Here is a 19,140-nt window from a genome sequence, read left to right on the forward strand (position 1 = left end):
AATGCCTTTCGCACTAGGGTGGAGACCATGGCTTTGACCTTGAAAGAGCGTCAAGAGTTCCTCGCGCAGCCGCATGTCGCGGCGCTGTCGGTGGCCGGTGGTGCCGGCCGGGGCCCGCTGTCCGTGCCGATCTGGTATCAGTACGAGCCCGGCGGCGAACCGTGGATTCTCACCGGAGCCGAGTCACGGAAGATGCGGTCCATCAAGGAGTCCGGGCGCTTCACCCTGATGGTGCAGCGCACCGAGCCGACCACCCGGTACGTATCGGTGGAGGGCGCCGTCTCCAAGATCGCGCCCATCACCGACGAAGCGCACGTCGAGCTGGTGCGCCGCTACCTCAGCGGCGACGCCGTCGACAAATACCTGAAGCAGGCGGCGGGCTTCGGCGAGCAGCTCGCCGTGTATCTGCGGCCCGAGCACTGGCTGTCCGCGGACCTCGGCAGCGTCTGAGGTCCGGCGGGGTCAGTACTTGCCCTGCAGGTACTCGACCAGGTGCTGGCGCTCGGTGGCCAGCTCGGAGATCGCGCTCTTCACCACGTCGCCGATGCTGACGATGCCGAGCAACCGGCCCTGGTCGATCACGGGCAGATGCCGAATTCGGTGCTCGGTCATGGTGATTCGCAGCCCGTCGACGCGGTCGTCGGGCGCGCAGGTGCGCACGTCGGTGGTCATGATCTCCGATACCGGCGTGTCGAGCAGCTCCGCACCGCGCGCGTGCAGGGTGCGAACGACGTCGCGCTCGGAGACTATTCCGACGATCCCTTCGCCGTCACGTGACACGACAACGGCGCCGATATTGTGTTCGGCCAGCGTGGCCAGCAGGCTTCGAACTGTCGTGTCGGGTGCGACCGTGGCCACGTCGCTACCTTTTCTGCGCAAGATCTCGGCTATTCGCATACTGTCACCATCCAGATGTCCGCGGCAGTTTCAGCATCCCAAGTTCCCTCCGTGGGGGCCAGCACGAATCCGTCACGAGGTCACGTGACGGTCACAGGTGTTTGGTCACGCCGGTGTCGAGATCGCGGGCGAGCAGGGCGATGGCGGCCTGCGAGATTCCGGCCGAGGTGGCCAGGTCGATGGTGGTGAGCTGGGCGATGCGGCGCAGCCGGTAGTCGACGGTGTTCGGGTGCACGTATAGCTGCCGCGCGGTGAGCTGGCGGTTCATATCGTTGGCGAGGTAGGCGCGCATGGTTTCGAAGAGTTCGGCGTGGGCCTCGAGCGGATCGAGGATGGTGGCGATGCGCCGGGTGGCCGGCCCGCCGCGCGTCAGCTGGTACTCCACCGCGAGATCGGCCATGTGATAAAGGCCAGGGGGCTTGCCGCCGACGCGCACCAGATTGAGCAATTCGTGTGCCTGGTCGGCGGATTCGGGGATCTCGTCGGTGCCGCTGGTGACCACGGTCGCGGTGAGCGGCACCTCGGCGGCCTCCGCCAGTCGCGCCAGCGTCTCGGCGGTCATCGTGGCCTCGTCGCCCTCGGCCGCCGGAATGAGCATCGTGCCGCCCTTGGTGCTGAGCAGCGCCAGCGCGCGCGAGGCGAACACCGTGGCCAGCGCGGACTGGAGCCTGCGCAGCTTGCGGCGGGCCGCGACGTTCGCGTCCACCCGGGGATCGCGTTCGTCCGGATGCTCCGAAAGGGAAAGGGCCACCACCTGATACGCGTCCGCGATCGGGATGCCCGCCTGTCTCGCCAGCGCCGAACTGCCCCGCCCGCTGAGCAGAGCGGAGGCGAGGGTTTGCGCGGCGGTCTGATGTTCCTTGGCGACGAGATGCTGTTCGTCGACGTAGGCGTCGGCCACCGCGGCGGTGACGGCCTCGAGCAACTCCAGCATGAGATCGGTGGCGACGAGGAGCTGGTCCACGTCATCGGCCCGCGCGGGCGCGGTCACCAGGCCGAACGCGATGCGGACGCCCTCGTGGTATCCGCGCAGAATGGTGCTCAGCGGCACGCCCTCCCTGGCCCACTGGGCCGCGGCCTCGCGCACCTCGCCGAGTTGTTCGTCGCCGGGAACGGTACGCCGATCGAACATTTCGGCGACCAGGCCCAGGCAGCTGCGGGTGAGTTTGGTGATGTCACCGCGCAATTGCTCACCGGGGAGTGTGCGGCACGGCGCCATGCAGGTGGCGAAATAACCCACCATCCGTGAGGCGACTCGATCGGTGTTCTGCAGCGGCACCGAAGCCGGCCGGCCACCGATTTCCAGCGCCGTGTCGGACGAATCGGAGGGTAGATCCAGCGCGGAGAAGGTCATTCGGGTCGCTCCATTTGCCACGTCGGGCGTAATAGAAACGTGCCCGAATCGTTCGGCTCACTATACGAAAGGGTACTTCGGCGAGGAAGTAATCGGCGAGATCCCTTGGGAGCCTACGGCATTTTTCGGTGATCCGATCGTGACATACCACTGTCTCGGGACATCGACGCGCGGGCGCGTTATGCTGCACCGAATGTTCCGTCGGCTCGAACAATGTTCGGTTTCTGTCGAACATCGAGGCAAGCCAATGGATTCGAGCGACTACTCGTCGTCGAGACCGGCGGATAGGTAGGCGGCCGCGGCCAGCCACTGCCTGCACTGCGGGCCGTGCACCTCGTGGGCGGACAGGATGTCGCGCGCCTGCCGGTAGGTGAGGCCGGGTGGTTCGACAGTGCAGTCGGACACCGGAACCGGAGCGGGACACTGGCGCAGAGTCTCGACGCCGGTGCCGATGACGGCTACCCGGCGGGGAGTCCGGAATGGCTGGCTCATTCGACCGCCCCTCGCATGTGGCCTGTGGGGAGGTTGCTGTGTAGGCGCCGCCGGCTCGAATCTCCCTGCGTACCTCCCCGATATGGGGTCGAGTCTAGGCCGCCGTCACTTACAGATGCAAGTACATCTGCACAAACGGGCTGGGTGAATATGGGTAAAAATCGAGTCGAACAAGGGGGTTTGGGGTACCCGCCGGCGCGGCTGCTCGGGCTCCGGATCATGGATTGCCCTGCGGTAGATGGAGATTGCCCTGGTCAGGGTGTTGACAAGACTGACCATCCGCGCCCGACTAAGTGAAACGTTGCTGCCTCCAACAAGTTTCGGTCCTGTCGAAGGTTTCTCGAAACTGCCTCTCTATCCATGGATCTCCGGCGCGTCGCACGTCGAGGTGTCGCCGTCGCGTGCCGCGCCTCCGGTGTCGGCGGCGTGCCGTGCGACGAGATAACTGTCTGCGAGTAGGACATTCAGGGCTGTTTACGCGATTCGCGGTCGGTTGAGACGCTGTTTCGCGCCCCGGGCGCCGCCGATGCCGGGTTGGCCTCGGATGTGGAACCGGTCCCGCGCACCCCGGAACGTTCCTGTTTTCTGGGCACGTTTCGGCCCCGCCGAGCGCCACTTCGACCCCTGTGGGCAATGGCCATACCGAGCCCTGTCGCGAATGACTGTTTCCTCCGATCTGCCCTGTGGCAGTGGGGGATTCGCGTCTTCGTCCGGCCCCGCAGAGCCGCCTGACCAGTCGGTTCATTCGCCGAAACACTGCTGCCTCACATCTCGGACCGGATGGTCCGAATTAGTAGGCGCGCAGCCGCGAACTTCGTGCTATCGTCCCAACTGTGGGTGCAAATGCAAGAACGTTTGAGCGTGCATCTGCACGAACTGATTGGTCACAACCGGCGTAATCGAGGAGTGGGGAACATGTCCGAATTTTCGACGAACAAGATCATCGGCGCATGGCGCAAGAGCACGTACAGCAATCCGAGCGGGAACTGCGTCGAGGTCGCCGAGGCGACCAACGGCCAGGTGGCCGTGCGGAACTCCCGCGATCCCGAAGGCGGGGTGCTCTTCTATACCCGTCCGGAAATCGACGCCTTCGTGCGCGGCGCGAAGGCCGGAGAGTTCGACTATCTGACGAGTTGAGCGGTACCATAAGCGATCGGTGCGGTGTGTTTCGCGACAGGTGGTTGTGACACACTGTGGGCAACCCCCGAGTATCGGAGACGAACTCAATGATCGCTGAACCCGACGACGATGGTCAGGTGCATCCCGTTGTCGCGGAACGTGGTCCGACAGTGCTACGTATCGCATTGGGCGGCCAGTTACGCAGACTGCGGGAGGCCAAAGGAATCACCCGCGAGGCGGCGGGCGACGCCATCCGTGGCTCGCACGCCAAGATCAGTCGTCTCGAGTTGGGCCGCACCGGTTTCAAGGAACGCGATATCCGGGACCTGCTCTCGCTGTACGGCGTCAACGACACCGAAGAGCGCGAGCGGTTCCTCGATCTGGCCAGGCAGGCGAACGAGCCGGGCTGGTGGCATCGCTACAGCGACCTGCTGCCGCAGTGGTTCGGCACCTACCTCGGCCTCGAACAGGCGGCGAACAAGATTCGCACCTACGAGGCGCATCTTGTTCCCGGCCTACTGCAAACCCCCGAATACGCCAGGGCGGTAGTGGCGCTCGGGTACGAGGATGCCGACACCGATCGGCGGGTGCAGATACGCCAGCGCAGGCAAGAGATTCTGCGCCGGTCCGATCCGCCGATCGTGTGGGCGGTCATCGATGAGGCCGCGCTGCATCGGCCGGTCGGCGGTCCCCGGGTGCACCGCGAGCAGATGGAGCACCTGGTCGAACTCGCCGCACTGCCGAACGTCACCGTTCAGGTGCTGCCGTACTCGGCGGGCGAACACGCCGCCGCCGGCAGCTCGTTCAGCATTCTGCGCTTCGCCGAGTCCGAACTGCCGGACATCGTCTATCTCGAACACCTCACCAGCGCACTGTATCTGGATCGTCGGCAGGACCTCGCGCTGTACCTGTCGGTCATGGACCGGCTCAGCGTGCAGGCCGAGCGGCCCGAGAAGTCGGTGGAGATCCTGAAGAAATACGCTGAGGGTTACGCTTTCTGATCATCCGTGAAGGCCCATGGGGACGGGGCACAGTCGGCGGACGGAGCGTCACGTGACACGACATCGTCCCGGGTCCGGTTCAGGTGACCTGTCTTGTGAATCCGCCCGGAAACACTCGACCGCTGTGCGTGAACCTGCGCGGGAGAACCGCTTCACCGGAGCTCGACGTGGCACCGTGCGCGCCGGGCTGCTCTGTGCGGCGTCAGGCATCGCGACGGTGCCGTCACGCCCCGAGGCGACGCGGTCCGGCGCGACAGGGAACGATGGCACCGGAGGGAACCTCCTCGCCGACGCGCTAAAAGCTTGCGGTGCATGCCAATTCGACCGGACGGTGCGGACTGCCGGCCGATCGGCATCAGCGCATGGGTCATCGCCCGTGCCGCGGTCCGAAGCGGTACGGGTGCGGGGTTATTCGAAGCGAGCGCCGAAAACGCTACGGTCGCAAGCTATTTCGATGCGAAGACGGGCGCGGTGCGATTCGCCACGGGCGCAATGGAATCCGACGCTGCTGCGGCGCGAATCGCCTGCGGGTGGCTCGGTGGAAAGCCGTGCCTTCTTGCCTTGTGCCGCGAACACTGCGCCCGAGGGTGATTCATCGCCAGTGGAACAGAGCGGCTCAGTGCTTGCGGCACAAGGCAATTCGGCACCCGTCAGGGGTTCGGGGCGCCCGGAGACGTCACTGCTTGATGAAGCTGGACGCTATCCGCCAGAACGTCGAGGGCTGCAGGGTATGAAAATCCCAGTCATCGACGACATCATGCGCCGTGTTGACGATCCGGTCGATGTCGAAATCGTGCCGGGTGGCCGCACCCTTGGACTCGACGGCATCGATGACGAACGCGACGGCGGTTTCCCGCGAGTACGCGGTGTTCCTTTGGCCGCTACGGGCCGACGGTGTGCTCATTTTTGTACCGTTCGCTGGCTTGTCGACCAGAGCGGCGCCGGCTATTCCGAGCCGAGCGCCGGAGAGTGGTTGGTTCATTCGAACGCCCCTGACGATTGGCGGCAGTTGCTCCACGGCGACCTCGGCCTGCTGCTAGACCTCAGTTCTCCCCTGGCTGCTCGCGGTAAAGCGTTGCTCGACTGAGTTTAGGTCCGTGCAGCTTTCAGATGCAAGTACATCTGCACGATCGATTTGCAAGCGCACGTGCGGGATTTGGCGTCTGCAAGTTTGCTGGCGCCGGGTACCGATAAGACGGTCAGTTGGCAAAAAGGACGTCTGTGCAGTATTGAATCTGGGTGCCGGGCTCGACAAACTTGTCGGCCGCCGCCCGCATCGCAAGAAAATGTTCGGTGAAGCGGTGGGCCTCGGCGGCCTCGTCATCGACGTAGAGCTGGTAGAGGAAGAATCGATGCGGGTCGACGCGGTCGGCGCAGACATCGAAGCGTAGACAACCCGGTTCGTCGCGCAGCGACGAGGTGGCACTGCGCGAGATCGCGTCCAGGAAGTCGGCGCGCGATCCCTCCCGGATCTTCATGGATACGATGCGGCTGAACAAGGTTGCTCACTCCTAACGAGAAGGCGAACGTCAATCGGCAAGGGGGGCAGCGTTATCGAAGTCGGCGCGGTCGGCGAGCGCCGCCACGGCCCGGTCGATCGACGTGTCGCCCGCGACGAGCTCGAGGGTCGCGCCCGCGGTGTGGGTCGCGAGCAGGAGTGCGGCCAGCACGGCGGCGACATCGGCGCGCGGGATCTCCCCGCGCGGAACCCGGGGCGCGGCCAGGGTGACCAGGCCGGTGCCCGCCGTATCGATGAGCCGGCCCGGCCGCAGGATCGTCCAGTCCAGCGCGCGCTCGCGCAGATCCGCTTCGGCCTGCGTCTTGGCGTCGATATAGGCCGCCCAGACGTCGTCGGTGCCGGGCGCGGGCGGTTGGCCTGCGCCCATCGAGGAGATCTGCACGAATCGCGACACGCCCGCCCGCTCGGCGGTGTCGGCCAGCCGGACCGAGCCGTCCCGGTCGACGGTGTACTTGCGCTCGGCGGTGCTGCCGGGCCCGGCGCCCGCCGCGAAAACCACTGCGTCCGAACCGCGCACGGCGGCCGTCAGATCCGCGGCGTCGGCGTGCTCCAGGTCCAGCAGCGCGGGTTCGGCGCCCGTCGCGCTCACGTCGGCGGCGTGGTCCGGATTGCGGATGAGCGAGACCACCTCGTCGCCGCGCCGGGCGAGCAGCTCGGCGAGCAGCAGCGCGATCTTGCCGTGTCCGCCTGCGATGACAGTGCGCATGGGTCGGGTCCTTCCGATCGGGGACGGGTCCGGGTTCAGCGTTCGGGGCCACCGGGATTGCAGCGCGCCTCGACGGTGGCCGGATAGCCGACCGCCGGACGCCAGGGTTCGAGATTCCAGCTCGGCTTGTCCGGCTCGACCAGGCGCGCCCAGATCCAGTGGCAGCGGAACTGGTCGTGCATGCCGGGGGCGTCCGCGTCGGGGGCCTGCGCGATCACCTCCTGCCAGGCGCGTTCGTCGGCGCCGGGAAAGGTGTCCTGCCGGCCGGCGGGGGTGGGGTAGACGCGCAGCCGAGGGCCGTCGACGGCCGTGGTCCAGTCGGCGTGGTCGATGAGCGGCATCCCGGCGAAGGGGTCGGTGGCGGGTGTGGTGCTCGGCGTCGCGGTGCTCGTCCGGGGCTGGGGTGTCGTGGAAAGCGTTGTGGTGATGGGAGATACGGGGGTGGGGTCGTTGGACGCGCAGGCCGTCGGCAGCATGGCGGCGCACAGCAGGACGGTCGTTCGGGCCTGGAGTGCGCGATCGGGGCGGCGCGGCACGCGAGTCGGCCGGTTCGGGTGTCGCACTCCGGCTCCTCTCGCGTTGTCGGTCGTCCCTCGGGCCTAGCGACCGCACGGTACCTTCGGCGTTCGCGGCCAAGCCTAGCCATACCACGCGAACCGGCGGCGAAACGGCCAGGTATACCCGTATAGGCCCACTGATTGTGGTGGCTTGCCCGAGCGTGCCGGGGTCGCGATAGTCGTTCGATGATGTGTACACGGATCATGGCGGGGGTGGCCGGCGTCGTGATCTGCCTGGGCGTCGCGCTGGCGACACCCGCGCTGGCCGAGGCGGGCGAGGCGCCCGGCACGGTGACGAATGTGGTGGAGCTGACCGGGCGTTTCCGGGTGGACGGCGCGGCGACGGCGCAGCGGCTGACCTACTGGTCGCGCGGTCCGCGCGGGCCGATGCAGAGCACGGGGGCGATCTACGTGCCGCCGGGCCCGCCGCCGCCGGGTGGCTGGCCCATCGTCGCCTACGCGCACGGCACCACCGGGATCGCCGATCAGTGCGCGTTCACCACCGAACCTCGCGTGTACTACCTGGATTCGTTGTACCCGGAGCTGTTGCGGGCCGGGTACGCGGTGGTGATCTCGGACTACGTCGGGCTCGGCACCCCGGGCACGCACCCCTACCTCGATGGACCCTCACAGGCGCGCAGCGTGATCGACGGGGTCCGCGCCGCGCGGGCGGTCGCGCCGGAGCTGGGCACCCGGTGGGCGGTGTTCGGCCAGTCCCAGGGCGCGCAGGCCGCGCTGTTCACCGCGCACCTCGGACCCGCCGACGCGCCGGAACTCCAGTTGCGCGGCGCGGCGGCCACCGGCCCGCCGTCGAACCTCGACCTGCTCATTCCGCTGGCGGGACCGTGGATTCCGCGCCTGCCGCTGGAGAAGACGCCCGCCTACGTCGCCATGCTGCTGGCCGGATTGCGGGCCAGCGCACCGGAACTCGATGTCGACGGCTACCTGACCCCGACCGGTCAGGAGGCGCTGCGGGTGGTGGAGACGGAGTGCATCACCGAGGCCAACGCGCGCCTGGCCGACGTGGCGATCGGCGAGATGCTGGCCAAGCCGCTCGACGACCCGGCGCTGTGGGCCGCGGCCAAGGCCATGATGCGCATACCGACCGACGGGTACACGATTCCGCTGTTCGTGGGTCAGGGCCTGACGGACATGGAGGTGCCGCCGCCGCTGACCGCGAAACTCGTTGCGGAGCTGAGCCTGTCGGGCACCGACCTGGAAACCCACGTCTACCCAGGCGATCACCTCGGCGCCGCGCGGGCGGCGCTCCCCGACGCCGTTGCCTTCCTGCATCGCGTACTGGCACCGGCCTAGGCAGAACCGCACTCGATGCCTTGTGGCATGCGCTGCAAACTTGCGGAAAGTGCTGAGAATAGGCGCCTTTCGCCGCGGGCCCGCCCGAACCCGTTCAGTGCCAGAGCGATCGGCAGGGGAGGCGGCGCAGGCCGGGGCGCACCATGCCGTCCACCGTCACGGTGAGCCCGGCGTGCACGGCGGCCGAGGTGAACTCCCAGGCCTCCGTGCTGCTTGCCGCGTACTCGAGCACCATGGCGTCGTCGGGCGTCGGGCCGTCGAAGTAGACGGTGACGCGCCGCGTCGGGGCCTCGTCGATGTCTTCGCGGTAAGCGAGTTTGCGCGCGGTGCCGTCCATGCCACCGTCTCCTTCCTGGCCGGGCGCGGCAACCGCGCCGGTACTTGTGAAAGGTAGAGCCGTGACATGGATCGGAACATGGTCCGTCTCGTTGGCTGGACATGTCACAGGGCCTGGTGGCGACCGTCGGGCAGTGTCACGAGCGAACGCGTACAACCGTCACAGACCGGTCGCTCCACACTTGTGAAATATCCACATGATCGCCGCGCCGTCTGCCCTTCGGTGCCGAAATTACCGAGGATGAGTCACAACGTTGGACCATTCGAGAGGCACCTATCGATGAGTCAGGCCCTACGTTCGATGGGCAGGGGAGCGACCCGGCGAAGATTCACCCGCGCGGTGAGCGCGATGGCGGCCGGGCTCGCGCTCGTCGCCGCGATGGCCGGACCCGGCCACGGCGCACCCCTGTATCCCACACCGGACCCGGACCCCTTCTACTCGACACCGGCGGATATCGCGGACAAGAAGCCGGGCGATGTGATCGCCACCCGCGCGATGCCGCCGCTGATGATCTTCCCGGACACCACGGTCACGGTCGTGCGCTTCCGCTCCACCAGCTCCGAGGGCCGGCCGATCGCGGCGACCACGACGGTGCTCACCCCGCGCGCGCACGTCAAAGACGGGCCGCTGCTGTCGTTCCAGCACATCATCAACGGGCTCGGCGCGGAGTGCTCGGTCTCCAAGGTGCTCTACACCGGCGATCCCAACCTGGTCGTCCGCGAGGCGCCGGGCTGGAACGTGCTGCTGCAGCGCGGCTGGACCGTCGCGCTGCCCGACCACCTCGGCCCCAATTTCGCCTACGGCGCCGCCAAACTCGGCGGGCAGATCACCCTCGACGGCATCCGCGCGGTCAAGCAGGTCGCCGAACTTCAGGTGCAACAGAGCCCGGTGTCGATGGTCGGCTACTCCGGCGGCGGCATGGCCACCGCATGGGCGGCGGCGCTCGCACCGTCGTACGCCCCCGAGCTGAACATCGCCGGCGCGGCCATGGGCGGCGTGCCGATGAACCTGGTGAAGATGCTCGAGGCGCTCGGCCTGAGTTCCCACCCGGTGTTCGGGCTCGCGCTGGCCGCGGGCCTCGGCCTGGAACGCGAGTACCCCGACCGCTTCCCGCTCAGCGATCAGCTCAACGATCGCGGCCTCGCCGCCCGCGCGAAGATGGCCAACAGCTGCACCAACGACATTCTCTCCGCCGGAGCCGGCCACGGCGCGCTGGACTTCGCGAAGTCGACCTCCATGATCAACGACAACACCGCGCGCCGCGTGGTGGAGGAGAACAGCCTCGAGCTCTACGACGGCGTGCCGAAAACACCGGTATTCGAGTGGCATTCGCCCACCGACGGGCTGATCCCGGTGGACGCGGTGGTCAATACCGACAAGCGCTGGTGCGCCGCGGGCGCGAAGGTGCAGACCGAACAGATTCCCGTGCCCGATCACCTCACCGCGGCGGTGCTCGGCATCCCGGACGCGTTGAACTGGCTCGACGCCCGCTTCAGAGGGGAGCCCGCACCTAGCAACTGCTGAGAATCGAGGCACCGCCCGAGCCGAATCCGTTCGCGACAAGCGGCATTCGGCTCGGTGGTTGCGGTTCGGCCACGTGTCGTGCACAAGTCGGCCGTTCCGCCGCGTCGAGGCGTGCCCGCCGGGTAGCCTGACTGTCTGGTACAACAGGGCGCCATTTCGGAGAAGAACCCCCGAATCTCCCTGAGCACCAGGTGAACCCGACGTCCGCACCCAAAGGCGTGTGCCATGAGATGTTTGCCTGCCATTGCCGTGGCCCTGCTGATTCTCTGCCCGACGGTGACCGGGCAGGCGGCCGCCGAGCCGTCGCCCGTTCCGCCCGACCTGCCGACACTGCCCACGCTTCCCGGGCCGTTTCCGCCGCCGGACGGCGGCTCGCTGCTACACGACGTGCAGAGCCTGATCGATCAGGTGATCCCGCCGCCGCCGATCGCGCCCGCCGCGGACGAGCCCGCGCCGCCGCTGTGGGAGGCGAACACCATGCCGCCGCCGCTGGTCGCGCTGCGCGACGCCGCGCTGCCGGACAATATCGGTGATCCGCTCTTCGACGCGTGGCCGGCGAACCTGGCCGAGCTGGCCGAGGGGCAGGTCATCGAGGTCCGCGACGTCACCGCGACGACGGCGCCGCTCATGCTCCTGCCGATCCAGCGCGCGCAGCTGCTGAAGTACCGCACCACCGACGCGCACGGCGCGCCCTCCTACGCCACGGCGACGCTGGTGGTTCCGGCCGCGGCGTGGCCGGGCGGCGGCCCACGACCGGTGGTGGTGAACAACCTGCCGATCGACGCGCTCGGGCGCGGCTGCACCCCCGGCTACACGCTGGCACACGGCTTCAACCGCGACACCAGCGCCACCGATTTCATCCCGCCGACGACCTATGCCGCGGCGTTGCGCGGCTACGCCGTGCTCATTCCGGACCACGAGGGACCGTGGATGGCCTACGCGGAGCCGGTCGTCGCCGGTCACGCGATACTCGACTCGATCCGCGCGGTGCGCGGCCTACTGCCGGCCGAGTTCGGCGCGAGCAAGTTCGGCATGGCCGGATACTCCGGCGGCGCCATCGCGACGCACGGCGCGGTGAAGCTGATCGACGGTTACGCCCCGGAGTTGGCCGGCGTCATCGTCGGCGCGGCGCTCGGCGGCGTGCCCGCCGACTACGAGATCCTCGCGCGCAGCATGAACGGCAACCTCGCCTCGGCGGTGTTCATGGCGGCGGTCTTCGGCATCGGCCGCGAGCGCCCGGAGATCCTCGCCCGCATGAACAATCTGGCGCAGTGGGTGGCGACCTCGCCGATGAAGGACCTGTGCGGCAGCACCTTCGGGCTGGTCGGCGTGCTCATGCTGCCGATCGATATCGCCGCGAACATTCCCGACCCGCTGCACTCCGAGGTCGCCAGCGACATCTTCCGGGTGACGAAGATGGCGGGCCTGAAATCCGCCACGCCGCTCTATATCTACAACGGCGAGCAGGAATTCTGGATCCCGGCCGAGGGGGCGCGCAATCTGTTTCTCGAGCAATGCGGGCTCGGGGTCCCGGCCATTTATCGCAGCGTGCTCGGCGAGCACATCATCGCCGCCGGACTCGGATATCCAGAGGCGATGCTCTGGTTGGATCAACGGTTGCAGGGCGTGCCGGCGCCCGATGAATGCTGAGGATTAGCCACACGCCGGTGCGTCGTCAAGCCCGCTGAATAATTGGTGTTAGCGTGTGCGGCGTTTGCCGCGATCTACGACAGACCCCCTTACCCGCTGCCGACTGGGTCGTGTCCGGACTGCCGCCCTCGGGATGCGATTCTGTGGCGTTTCGGTATTGTGGGCCGGTCCGGGCGAGCTTGACGCCGGGATTCGCGAAAGAGGCACATGAACGACACCACGACCACCGCGTCCGAGCAAGCACTTGCCCTGGTGGGGCGGCACTATCGGATGATCGAGCACTACGAGGTAGGGCGGGAGAAGATCCGCGAGTTCGCCCGGGCCGTGCACGAGACGCACCCGGCGCACTGGCACGAGGAGGCCGCCGCGGAGCTGGGCTACGACGCCCTGCTCGCGCCGCTCACCTTCACCTCGATCGTGCTGATGCTCATGCAGCGCAACATGTTCGAGTCGGTGCTCACCGCCTACGACATCGGCCAGGTATTGCAGACCGAGCAGACGATCGAGGTGCACCGGCCGGTGCTGGCCGGCGATCAGCTGCACTGCGTGTCCTATATCGAGTCGTTCCGCCAGTTCGGCGACAAGGACTTCATGGTGACCAAGAGCGTGCTCACCAATCAGCACAAGGAACTGCTGCAGACCGCCACCTCCACCGCGGTCGCGCAGACCGGCGTCGACATCGCCGCCGACCTGAAGGCCGCCGTCGACGGCGTCATCATGACCGGGCAGTCGGGCGCGGACCGCAGCGACGCGGCCGCGCAACGCGCCGCGCTCGGCGCCGACGCCGGCGTGGTCGAGTGCTTCGACGAACCGCCGCGGGCCGACCCGCTCGACCGGCGGCGGACCCCGCGCACCGTGCCGAGCTTCGACGAGCTGTCCGTCGGCATGGAGCTGCCGGTGCGGTCGATGCCGCTCTCGCGCGGCGATCTGGTGAATTACGCTGGCGTGTCCGGTGATTCGAACCCCATCCACTTCAGCGACGTGGTCGCCCGGAGCGCGGGCCTGCCCGACGTCGTCGCGCACGGTCTGCTCACCATGGGCCTCGGTGCGGGGTACCTGACCTCATGGCTGGGCGACCCCGCCGCCGTGACGAGTTACGGCGTGCGGTTCGCCGGTTTCGCTCCGGTCGCCGCGACCAAGGCGAGCCGGATCGAGTTCCGCGGCAAGATCAAGTCGCTCGACGCCGAGCGCCGCACGGCCACCGTGGCGCTCACCGCGACCTGCGACGGCAGGAAGCTGTTCGGCCGCGCCACGGCCGAGGTCGCGCTGCGCTGAGTGTTCTCGCGGCGCTGAGTGTTCTCGCTGCGCTGCGGGCCGGCAAACCACCCCTGCCCGCAGCCGGTTTCCGCGTTGTGGGCGGCCACTGGACACGCGGTCTGTTATAGCCACAGGGTCTTTCGTCAGTAGAAACGGGCAAGCTTCTCATGGCAAACTCGAGGAATGCGTCCTTCGGAGGTGCGTCATCCGGTTAATTCCCCGCTGTCCGGCGGGGTGACACCGGCGAGCGGGCCGACCGTTTTACGCATGATGCTGGGCAGCAGGCTGCGCAGACTCCGGGAATCATGCGGGTTGACCCGAGAGGACGCGGGCGAGGCCATTCGCGGCTCGCACTCCAAGATCAGCAGGCTCGAGCTGGGCCGCACCGGTTTCCGCGTCAGAGACCTGGTCGATCTGCTCGATCTCTATCGGGTCACCGATCCGACCGAACGCGAGGAATACCTCGAGCTGGCGCGGCAGGGCAACGAGTCGGGCTGGTGGCACCGCGACAACGACTGGCTGCCCAAGTGGTACGACACCTACCTCGGGCTCGAGCAGGCGGCCACGCTGGTGCGCGCCTACGAGCCGAGGGCGGTGCCGGAACTGCTGCAAACCCCGGAGTACGCGCGCGCCCTGCTGTCCCTGGCCCACTCGGGCGAGCCGCAGCAGGCCATCGAGCGGCGCGTCGCCCTGCGCGTGCGCCGCCAGGCGATCCTCGACCGCCCGAACCCGCCGCAGCTGTGGGTCGTCGTCGAGGAGGCGGCGCTCTCGCGCCCGATCGGCGGCTCCGCGGTGTGGAACGAGCAGATCGAGCACCTGCTGCGCGCCGTCGCCAAGAAGAACGTCATCGTGCAGGTGCTCGCCGACCACGTCGGCGGCCCCGCGCTCGCGGACGGCGCCTTCACCATCCTGCGCTTCGCCGAGGCCGACCTGCCCGACATCGTCTATCTCCAGCAGCTCACCAGCGCGCTGTACCTGGACAAGCAGGCCGACCTGGACGCGTATCGCGCTGTGGCGAACCAACTTTCGGTGCACGCCGCGCCGCCGGAGTACACCGTGTCGCTGCTGAAGGCGCTGCGCCGCCGCCAGCCGCCCATCCTCGATCAGCCCGCGAGTCCGCGCCGCGCCTGATCGGCGAGCCACCCCCTGATTCCGCGCCTGGTCCGCGAGTCCGTGCACGGCTGATCGGGCGTTCCCCCACGATGATTCGGCCCGCCCGAATTGGGCATCTGAGGTAGTGAGACGAACGCTCGTATCGCAGGTGTAGCGCGCTGAGCGGGGACGGCCCACCCCGTTGAGCGACCCCGGAACGGGCTGGCGGCGGGCCCGAAGTATTGTCCCAATGGGACAATAAGGTGGTAAACTGAGCGCATGAGCGACGATGGTGTCGATCTCGACGGCCGCCGACTGCGGACCAGGCGCAGTCGGGAGGCGCTGTCGCGTGCCGCCTTCGATCTGCTCAACGAGCGTGGGCTCGGCGCGGTGGCGGTCGAGGACATCGCGGTGCGGGCCGGGGTCACCCGGCGCACGTTCAGTCGCCACTTCACCTCCATCGCCGAGGCGGTCCTCGGCGAGGTCGACCAAGACGTCCACCTCTTCAACGACGCCCTGTGCCGCCGCCCGCCGCACGAGTCGCCGCTGCTGGCCTACCGCAACGCCGTGTACGACTGGTTCGCCGCCGAGTTCGGCGGCGAGCGCGCCGCGCGGCTCGCCCGGCGGTGGGCCCTGTTCCAGCGTTTCGAGGACGAACCGGAGTTGTTCGCCGGATATCAGCGCATCCGCATCGAGGGTCAGCGAGAATCGGTGCGGATCATCGCCGCCCGCCTCGGCGTCGACCCCGAGCACGACCTGCGCCCGGCCACCGCGGTGGCGGTCGGTGCGGGGCTGCTCATCTCCGCCCTGCAGACCTGGGCCGCGGGCGACGATCCCAGCGCCCTACGCGATCTGATCGAGGAATATTTCGCCACACTGGCCACGCTCACCACCGAGTTCCGGACCGAGGAGTCACCGTCATGACCACAGGGTCGGTGAATATGGATATATGTCGCAGGACGTGCCGCCGCGTCGGGCTGGACCGAAATCCGATGCGCCGCAGAGAGGATCGCGTGCAGACCCTGTGCGCCCTCGGCCTCACCCTGGTGTTCCTGATACTCGTGCCGGTGCTGGTGTGGACGGTCGGCGTCGGGATCTACCGCACCGAAAGCGCCGTGGTGCGGGCGGAGACGGCCCAGCTGCACAAGGTCGAGGCGACGGTGACCGAGACCGGCAAGGCGCCGCTGTACGCGCCCATCATGCCCGCCAAGGTGCAGTGGAAGGACGTCGACGGCGTCGTGCACACCGAGGACTACCAGTCGACCACCGTCGTGCAGGCCGGGCAGCCGGTGACCATCTGGCTCACCGGCGCGAACAAGATCGTCGAGCCGCCGTCGCAGACCCAGGCGCTGAGCAAGGCGGTGCTGATCACCTCCGGTGCGCTGTTCGGCGCGCTCGTCGCGGTGCTCGGCTGCTACTTCGCGCTGCGCCGCGGGCTCGATCGCAGGCGCCTGCGGATGTGGGAAATGGAATGGGCCACAGCGGATTTGCGCTGGGGGAGTCATAGCTGAGCCGGCGCCCCGCGCCCGCCGGCGAGGGTAGGGTTCAAGCGCGGCGGGTGCGGGGCGTGCCTGGACGATCGCGGCGAACGACGGCCGGGCACGTCATCGACGTTAGCCATGGCCGCCGAAAGGCGTTCGGTAAGAACAGATCACCGGACAGCCCACCATCGGGTACCCGGTTGTGTTGTGAGACAGCACAACTCCTGATCACACCGGCATCAGGCTGTGCTTGCGCGGGTTCACCTTCGCGGTGTCCTTGTCGCGCAGCAGCCGCAGCGCCTTGCGGATCTCGAGCCGGGTCTGCGCCGGCTCGATGACCGCGTCCACGTAGCCGCGCTCGGCGGCGATCCACGGGGTGGAGATGGTGGCGTTGTAGAAGTCGATCATCTGCTGGCGCACCGCGGCCCGCTGATCGATCGGCGTGGCCTCGAGCTGCTTGCGGCCGATGATGCCGACCATGCTCTCGGCGCCCATCACCGCGATCCGCGCGGTCGGCCAGGCGAAGCTGATGTCGGCGCCGAGCTGCTTGCAGCCCATCACCGCGTAGCCGCCGCCGTAGGCCTTGCGGGTCACCACGGTCACGATCGGCACCGTCGCCTCGATCACCGCGCGGAAGAACCGCCCGCCGCGCTTGATCACGCCGTTGCGCTCCTCTTCGACGCCGGGCAGCACGCCGGGGGTGTCGACGACGAAGACGATCGGCAGGCCGTAGGCGTCGCACAGCCGGATGAAGTGCGTGGCCTTGTCGGAGGCCTGCGCGTCGAGCGCGCCGCCGAGCACCTGCGGCTGGTTGGCGACGACGCCGACGCTGCGGCCGTCCACCCTGGCGAAACCGGTGATCAGGTTCGCCGCGGTGGCCGCGGCCATCTCGTGGAAATCGCCGTCATCGAAGATCCGCAGCAGGATCTCGTGCATGTCGTAGCCGACCTTGTCGGAGTCCGGGATGATCCGGTTCAGCTCGCGGTCGTGGTCGGTGACCTCGGGCTCCAGGCCGGGGTTGATGACCGGCGGCTGCTCCAGGCAGCTGGTCGGCAGGTAGCTCAGGTAGGTGCGCACCCAGTCGAACGCGGCCTGCTCGTCCTTCGCGACGTGGTGCAGCGTGCCGTTGCGGGCCTGCACGGCCGCGCCGCCGAGCTCCTCGGCGCTGACCACCTCGCCGGTGACCGACTTGATCACCTCGGGCCCGGTGACGAACATGTACGACTTGTCGGTCGCGACGAGCACATCCATATTGACGGGTCCGTACACCGAACCGGCCGCGCACTTGCCGAGCATGATCGCCACCTGCGGCACGTAGCCCGACAGGTCCTCCTGGCGCCGGCACATCAGCGCGTACCAGGCCAGCGACGTCACCGCGTCCTGGATGCGGGCGCCGCCGGAGTCGTTGATCGCCACCACGGGGCAGGCGTTCTCGTAGGCGAACTCCATGGCGGCGGCGACCTTGCGGCCGAACATCTCGCCGACCGAGCCGCCGTGCACGGTCTGGTCGTGCGCGATCACGACCACCGGCCTGCCGTCGATCCGGCCGCGGCCGGTGACCACGCCGTCGCCGTACATGGCGTTGTTCGCGCCGGGCTGGCGCATGAGCGCGCCCATCTCGACGAAGCTGCCGGGGTCGAGCAGCGCCCGCACGCGCTGCCGTGCGCTCGGTATCCCCTTGGCCTTACGCTTCGCGATGCCGGTTTCGCCGGCGGGTTCCTCAGCAAGCTCCAGGATTCCCCGCAGCTCTTCCAGCTTGTCTCGCGTACCGCTCATGTGTGGTGTTATGCCCTTCGAACCTCTGCAGCGTCGCCGTACGGGGGCGCAGCGCTCGATGGTATCCGGGGGTGAGAGTTACTGCACAGTCGTCCGGCACATCCCCTGTGAGAGTTCACAGGTTTGAACGCGGGGCGCGCGGTTCATACGAGCCCCGCGTGGCCTGCGGAGACGCGCGGGGTATTTGTGCGAACTACCAAGCGGTGTGCGGTCGGCCGATGACAGATCCTCAGGATCGCGCGGATGTCTATTCGGGTCGGTGCCGGGGCGTTAGGGTGGCGTGGACGCAGCGCCGGAATGCGCGGTCGGCGCTGCGTCACAATCACACATGGCGACGCAATCAGCATGGCGGCGCAAATCGTTCGGGGGTCGCGGATCGCGACGGTGGGAAAGCCGTTCGCGCCGAATATGTCACCGGTCGCCGAATCATTCCCTGTGCGCCGCGATCGACGTTACGAAAATCACTCGGCGGCTTGTGATTTCGCCCAACGGGTGCCGTGATCGCTGATGACATACCCGATTTCGGGATCGTATCCCGATTCGATCACGATTCGTCGCTAGCCTTTGTAAGTCATGACGGCAATGCGGGTTGGTTCGAGTTCCGAGAGCCTGGCGTCGAAACTGCTCGACTACTTGGCACCGCGCACGGGTCGCGGTATCCCCGGCGACGTGGCGACGACCACGCGCGATTACGTGGCGGCGGCCGTCCAGTTACTCGCGCCGCGCGCTCGGCGCGGGGTAGCCGAGCCGCCCGAAATCGCCGGTGCCGCAACGCGTTGGGCGCGGGAAGGGGTGGCGCTGGAGACTGTGCTCGCCTCCTGTCACGACGAAATTCGCGCCGGGCTGGAATTCGTCGCGGCGCACGGCGAGGGCGACGACGTCGTCGCCGGTGCGCAGCTGATCCTGCGGGTGCTGGAGATGGTGACGGTCACCGCGTCGGCCGCCTACGTCGACGAACACCGCCTGGTGGCGCGCGAACACCAGACCGCGGCGCAGACGCTGGTGTCCGCGTTGCTCGGCGGCCATGCCGTCGGCGAGTTGGTGAGCCAGACCGGGATCGCCGT

At 68.0% G+C, this 19,140-nt stretch carries 20 protein-coding genes; 11 read left to right on the plus strand and 9 right to left on the minus strand.

The window, feature by feature from the left end; all coding sequences use genetic code 11:
• The first annotated feature begins 27 nt into the window (after nt 1-27).
• Nucleotides 28-450 carry a pyridoxamine 5'-phosphate oxidase family protein gene (locus ON39_RS15890; RefSeq protein ID WP_040734829.1) on the plus strand — a complete coding sequence of 141 codons (423 nt, stop codon included), beginning with the start codon at nt 28-30 and terminating at the stop codon, nt 448-450.
• 12 nt (nt 451-462) lie between these two features.
• On the opposite strand, the gene ON39_RS15895 is transcribed toward ON39_RS15890, so the two are convergent.
• The 3 genes from ON39_RS15895 to ON39_RS15905 all read right to left on the minus strand — a co-directional run bounded on the left by ON39_RS15895 (nt 463) and on the right by ON39_RS15905 (nt 2,743).
• Nucleotides 463-897, minus strand: a complete 435-nt coding sequence (locus tag ON39_RS15895; RefSeq protein ID WP_040734830.1) for a CBS domain-containing protein — start codon at nt 895-897, stop codon at nt 463-465.
• Nucleotides 898-988: 91 nt separating this feature from the next.
• A complete protein-coding gene (locus tag ON39_RS15900; protein ID WP_040734832.1) occupies nt 989-2,251 on the minus strand; it encodes a PucR family transcriptional regulator in 1,263 nt (420 codons plus the stop codon).
• 261 nt (nt 2,252-2,512) lie between these two features.
• Nucleotides 2,513-2,743, minus strand: coding sequence for a hypothetical protein (locus ON39_RS15905; protein ID WP_040734833.1), 231 nt, complete (start codon nt 2,741-2,743; stop codon nt 2,513-2,515).
• Nucleotides 2,744-3,658: 915 nt separating this feature from the next.
• Here ON39_RS15905 and ON39_RS15910 point away from each other — a divergent pair.
• Together ON39_RS15910 and ON39_RS15915 are read left to right on the plus strand one after the other, a co-directional pair.
• Complete coding sequence (locus ON39_RS15910; RefSeq protein WP_040734835.1) at nt 3,659-3,880, plus strand: DUF397 domain-containing protein; 222 nt, start codon at nt 3,659-3,661, stop codon at nt 3,878-3,880.
• Between the two features lie 89 nt (nt 3,881-3,969).
• On the plus strand, nt 3,970-4,863 hold the full coding sequence (locus ON39_RS15915; RefSeq protein ID WP_051186678.1) for a Sco1979 family transcriptional regulator: 894 nt from the start codon (nt 3,970-3,972) through the stop codon (nt 4,861-4,863).
• Between the two features lie 676 nt (nt 4,864-5,539).
• On the opposite strand, the gene ON39_RS15920 is transcribed toward ON39_RS15915, so the two are convergent.
• From ON39_RS15920 to ON39_RS45930, 4 genes are all read right to left on the minus strand, one after another.
• A complete protein-coding gene (locus ON39_RS15920) occupies nt 5,540-5,767 on the minus strand; it encodes a hypothetical protein (protein WP_040734836.1) in 228 nt (75 codons plus the stop codon).
• Between the two features lie 295 nt (nt 5,768-6,062).
• A complete protein-coding gene (locus tag ON39_RS15925; protein WP_040734837.1) occupies nt 6,063-6,362 on the minus strand; it encodes a putative quinol monooxygenase in 300 nt (99 codons plus the stop codon).
• 30 nt (nt 6,363-6,392) lie between these two features.
• Complete coding sequence (locus ON39_RS15930; protein WP_051186679.1) at nt 6,393-7,088, minus strand: NAD(P)H-binding protein; 696 nt, start codon at nt 7,086-7,088, stop codon at nt 6,393-6,395.
• Between the two features lie 35 nt (nt 7,089-7,123).
• On the minus strand, nt 7,124-7,651 hold the full coding sequence (locus ON39_RS45930) for a DUF2599 domain-containing protein (protein WP_040734839.1): 528 nt from the start codon (nt 7,649-7,651) through the stop codon (nt 7,124-7,126).
• Between the two features lie 180 nt (nt 7,652-7,831).
• Here ON39_RS45930 and ON39_RS15940 point away from each other — a divergent pair, with 180 nt between their 5' ends.
• Complete coding sequence (locus ON39_RS15940) at nt 7,832-8,959, plus strand: lipase family protein (RefSeq protein WP_063713351.1); 1,128 nt, start codon at nt 7,832-7,834, stop codon at nt 8,957-8,959.
• Nucleotides 8,960-9,053: 94 nt separating this feature from the next.
• Here the strand turns inward: ON39_RS15940 and ON39_RS15945 are convergent, their stop codons facing one another.
• Nucleotides 9,054-9,296: a hypothetical protein gene (locus ON39_RS15945; protein WP_040734842.1), complete on the minus strand. Its 243-nt coding sequence runs from the start codon at nt 9,294-9,296 to the stop codon at nt 9,054-9,056.
• Between the two features lie 300 nt (nt 9,297-9,596).
• Here ON39_RS15945 and ON39_RS15950 point away from each other — a divergent pair, with 300 nt between their 5' ends.
• From ON39_RS15950 to ON39_RS15975, 6 genes are all read left to right on the plus strand, one after another.
• Nucleotides 9,597-10,820: a lipase family protein gene (locus tag ON39_RS15950; RefSeq protein ID WP_051186683.1), complete on the plus strand. Its 1,224-nt coding sequence runs from the start codon at nt 9,597-9,599 to the stop codon at nt 10,818-10,820.
• Nucleotides 10,821-11,045: 225 nt separating this feature from the next.
• The gene (locus tag ON39_RS15955; protein WP_040734843.1) at nt 11,046-12,470 is read left to right on the plus strand and encodes a lipase family protein; all 1,425 of its coding nucleotides are present in this window, start codon (nt 11,046-11,048) and stop codon (nt 12,468-12,470) included.
• Between the two features lie 207 nt (nt 12,471-12,677).
• On the plus strand, nt 12,678-13,745 hold the full coding sequence (locus ON39_RS15960; protein WP_040734845.1) for a fused (3R)-hydroxyacyl-ACP dehydratase subunits HadA/HadB: 1,068 nt from the start codon (nt 12,678-12,680) through the stop codon (nt 13,743-13,745).
• Between the two features lie 165 nt (nt 13,746-13,910).
• Nucleotides 13,911-14,858, plus strand: coding sequence for a Sco1979 family transcriptional regulator (locus ON39_RS15965; protein WP_083894478.1), 948 nt, complete (start codon nt 13,911-13,913; stop codon nt 14,856-14,858).
• A gap of 240 nt (nt 14,859-15,098) precedes the next feature.
• Nucleotides 15,099-15,743, plus strand: coding sequence for a TetR/AcrR family transcriptional regulator (locus ON39_RS15970; protein WP_051186684.1), 645 nt, complete (start codon nt 15,099-15,101; stop codon nt 15,741-15,743).
• Between the two features lie 68 nt (nt 15,744-15,811).
• On the plus strand, nt 15,812-16,330 hold the full coding sequence (locus ON39_RS15975) for an Rv1733c family protein (RefSeq protein WP_040734851.1): 519 nt from the start codon (nt 15,812-15,814) through the stop codon (nt 16,328-16,330).
• A 198-nt stretch (nt 16,331-16,528) separates the two neighbouring features.
• Here the strand turns inward: ON39_RS15975 and ON39_RS15980 are convergent, their stop codons facing one another.
• Entirely contained in the window at nt 16,529-18,076 is a 1,548-nt protein-coding gene (locus tag ON39_RS15980) for an acyl-CoA carboxylase subunit beta (protein WP_040734852.1), read from the minus strand.
• Between the two features lie 573 nt (nt 18,077-18,649).
• Here ON39_RS15980 and ON39_RS15985 point away from each other — a divergent pair.
• On the plus strand, nt 18,650-19,140 hold a 491-nt coding region (locus tag ON39_RS15985), incomplete at its 3' end, for an RsbRD N-terminal domain-containing protein (RefSeq protein ID WP_506329722.1).

It is taken from the genome of Nocardia tenerifensis NBRC 101015, assembly GCF_000308715.1.
Classification (GTDB): domain Bacteria; phylum Actinomycetota; class Actinomycetes; order Mycobacteriales; family Mycobacteriaceae; genus Nocardia; species Nocardia tenerifensis.

Coding starts and splice junctions, on each gene's coding strand:
- ON39_RS15910 (WP_040734835.1), top strand. CDS start 3,659: ATGTCCGAATTTTCGACGAACAAGATCATCGGCGCATGGCGCAAGAGC.
- ON39_RS15965 (WP_083894478.1), top strand. CDS start 13,911: ATGCGTCCTTCGGAGGTGCGTCATCCGGTTAATTCCCCGCTGTCCGGC.
- ON39_RS15975 (WP_040734851.1), top strand. CDS start 15,812: ATGCGCCGCAGAGAGGATCGCGTGCAGACCCTGTGCGCCCTCGGCCTC.
- ON39_RS15960 (WP_040734845.1), top strand. CDS start 12,678: ATGAACGACACCACGACCACCGCGTCCGAGCAAGCACTTGCCCTGGTG.
- ON39_RS15955 (WP_040734843.1), top strand. CDS start 11,046: ATGAGATGTTTGCCTGCCATTGCCGTGGCCCTGCTGATTCTCTGCCCG.
- ON39_RS15920 (WP_040734836.1), bottom strand. CDS start 5,767: ATGAGCACACCGTCGGCCCGTAGCGGCCAAAGGAACACCGCGTACTCG.
- ON39_RS15945 (WP_040734842.1), bottom strand. CDS start 9,296: ATGGACGGCACCGCGCGCAAACTCGCTTACCGCGAAGACATCGACGAG.
- ON39_RS15930 (WP_051186679.1), bottom strand. CDS start 7,088: ATGCGCACTGTCATCGCAGGCGGACACGGCAAGATCGCGCTGCTGCTC.
- ON39_RS15980 (WP_040734852.1), bottom strand. CDS start 18,076: ATGAGCGGTACGCGAGACAAGCTGGAAGAGCTGCGGGGAATCCTGGAG.
- ON39_RS15890 (WP_040734829.1), top strand. CDS start 28: ATGGCTTTGACCTTGAAAGAGCGTCAAGAGTTCCTCGCGCAGCCGCAT.
- ON39_RS15940 (WP_063713351.1), top strand. CDS start 7,832: ATGATGTGTACACGGATCATGGCGGGGGTGGCCGGCGTCGTGATCTGC.
- ON39_RS15900 (WP_040734832.1), bottom strand. CDS start 2,251: ATGACCTTCTCCGCGCTGGATCTACCCTCCGATTCGTCCGACACGGCG.
- ON39_RS15950 (WP_051186683.1), top strand. CDS start 9,597: ATGGGCAGGGGAGCGACCCGGCGAAGATTCACCCGCGCGGTGAGCGCG.
- ON39_RS15915 (WP_051186678.1), top strand. CDS start 3,970: ATGATCGCTGAACCCGACGACGATGGTCAGGTGCATCCCGTTGTCGCG.
- ON39_RS15905 (WP_040734833.1), bottom strand. CDS start 2,743: ATGAGCCAGCCATTCCGGACTCCCCGCCGGGTAGCCGTCATCGGCACC.
- ON39_RS15970 (WP_051186684.1), top strand. CDS start 15,099: ATGAGCGACGATGGTGTCGATCTCGACGGCCGCCGACTGCGGACCAGG.
- ON39_RS15895 (WP_040734830.1), bottom strand. CDS start 897: ATGCGAATAGCCGAGATCTTGCGCAGAAAAGGTAGCGACGTGGCCACG.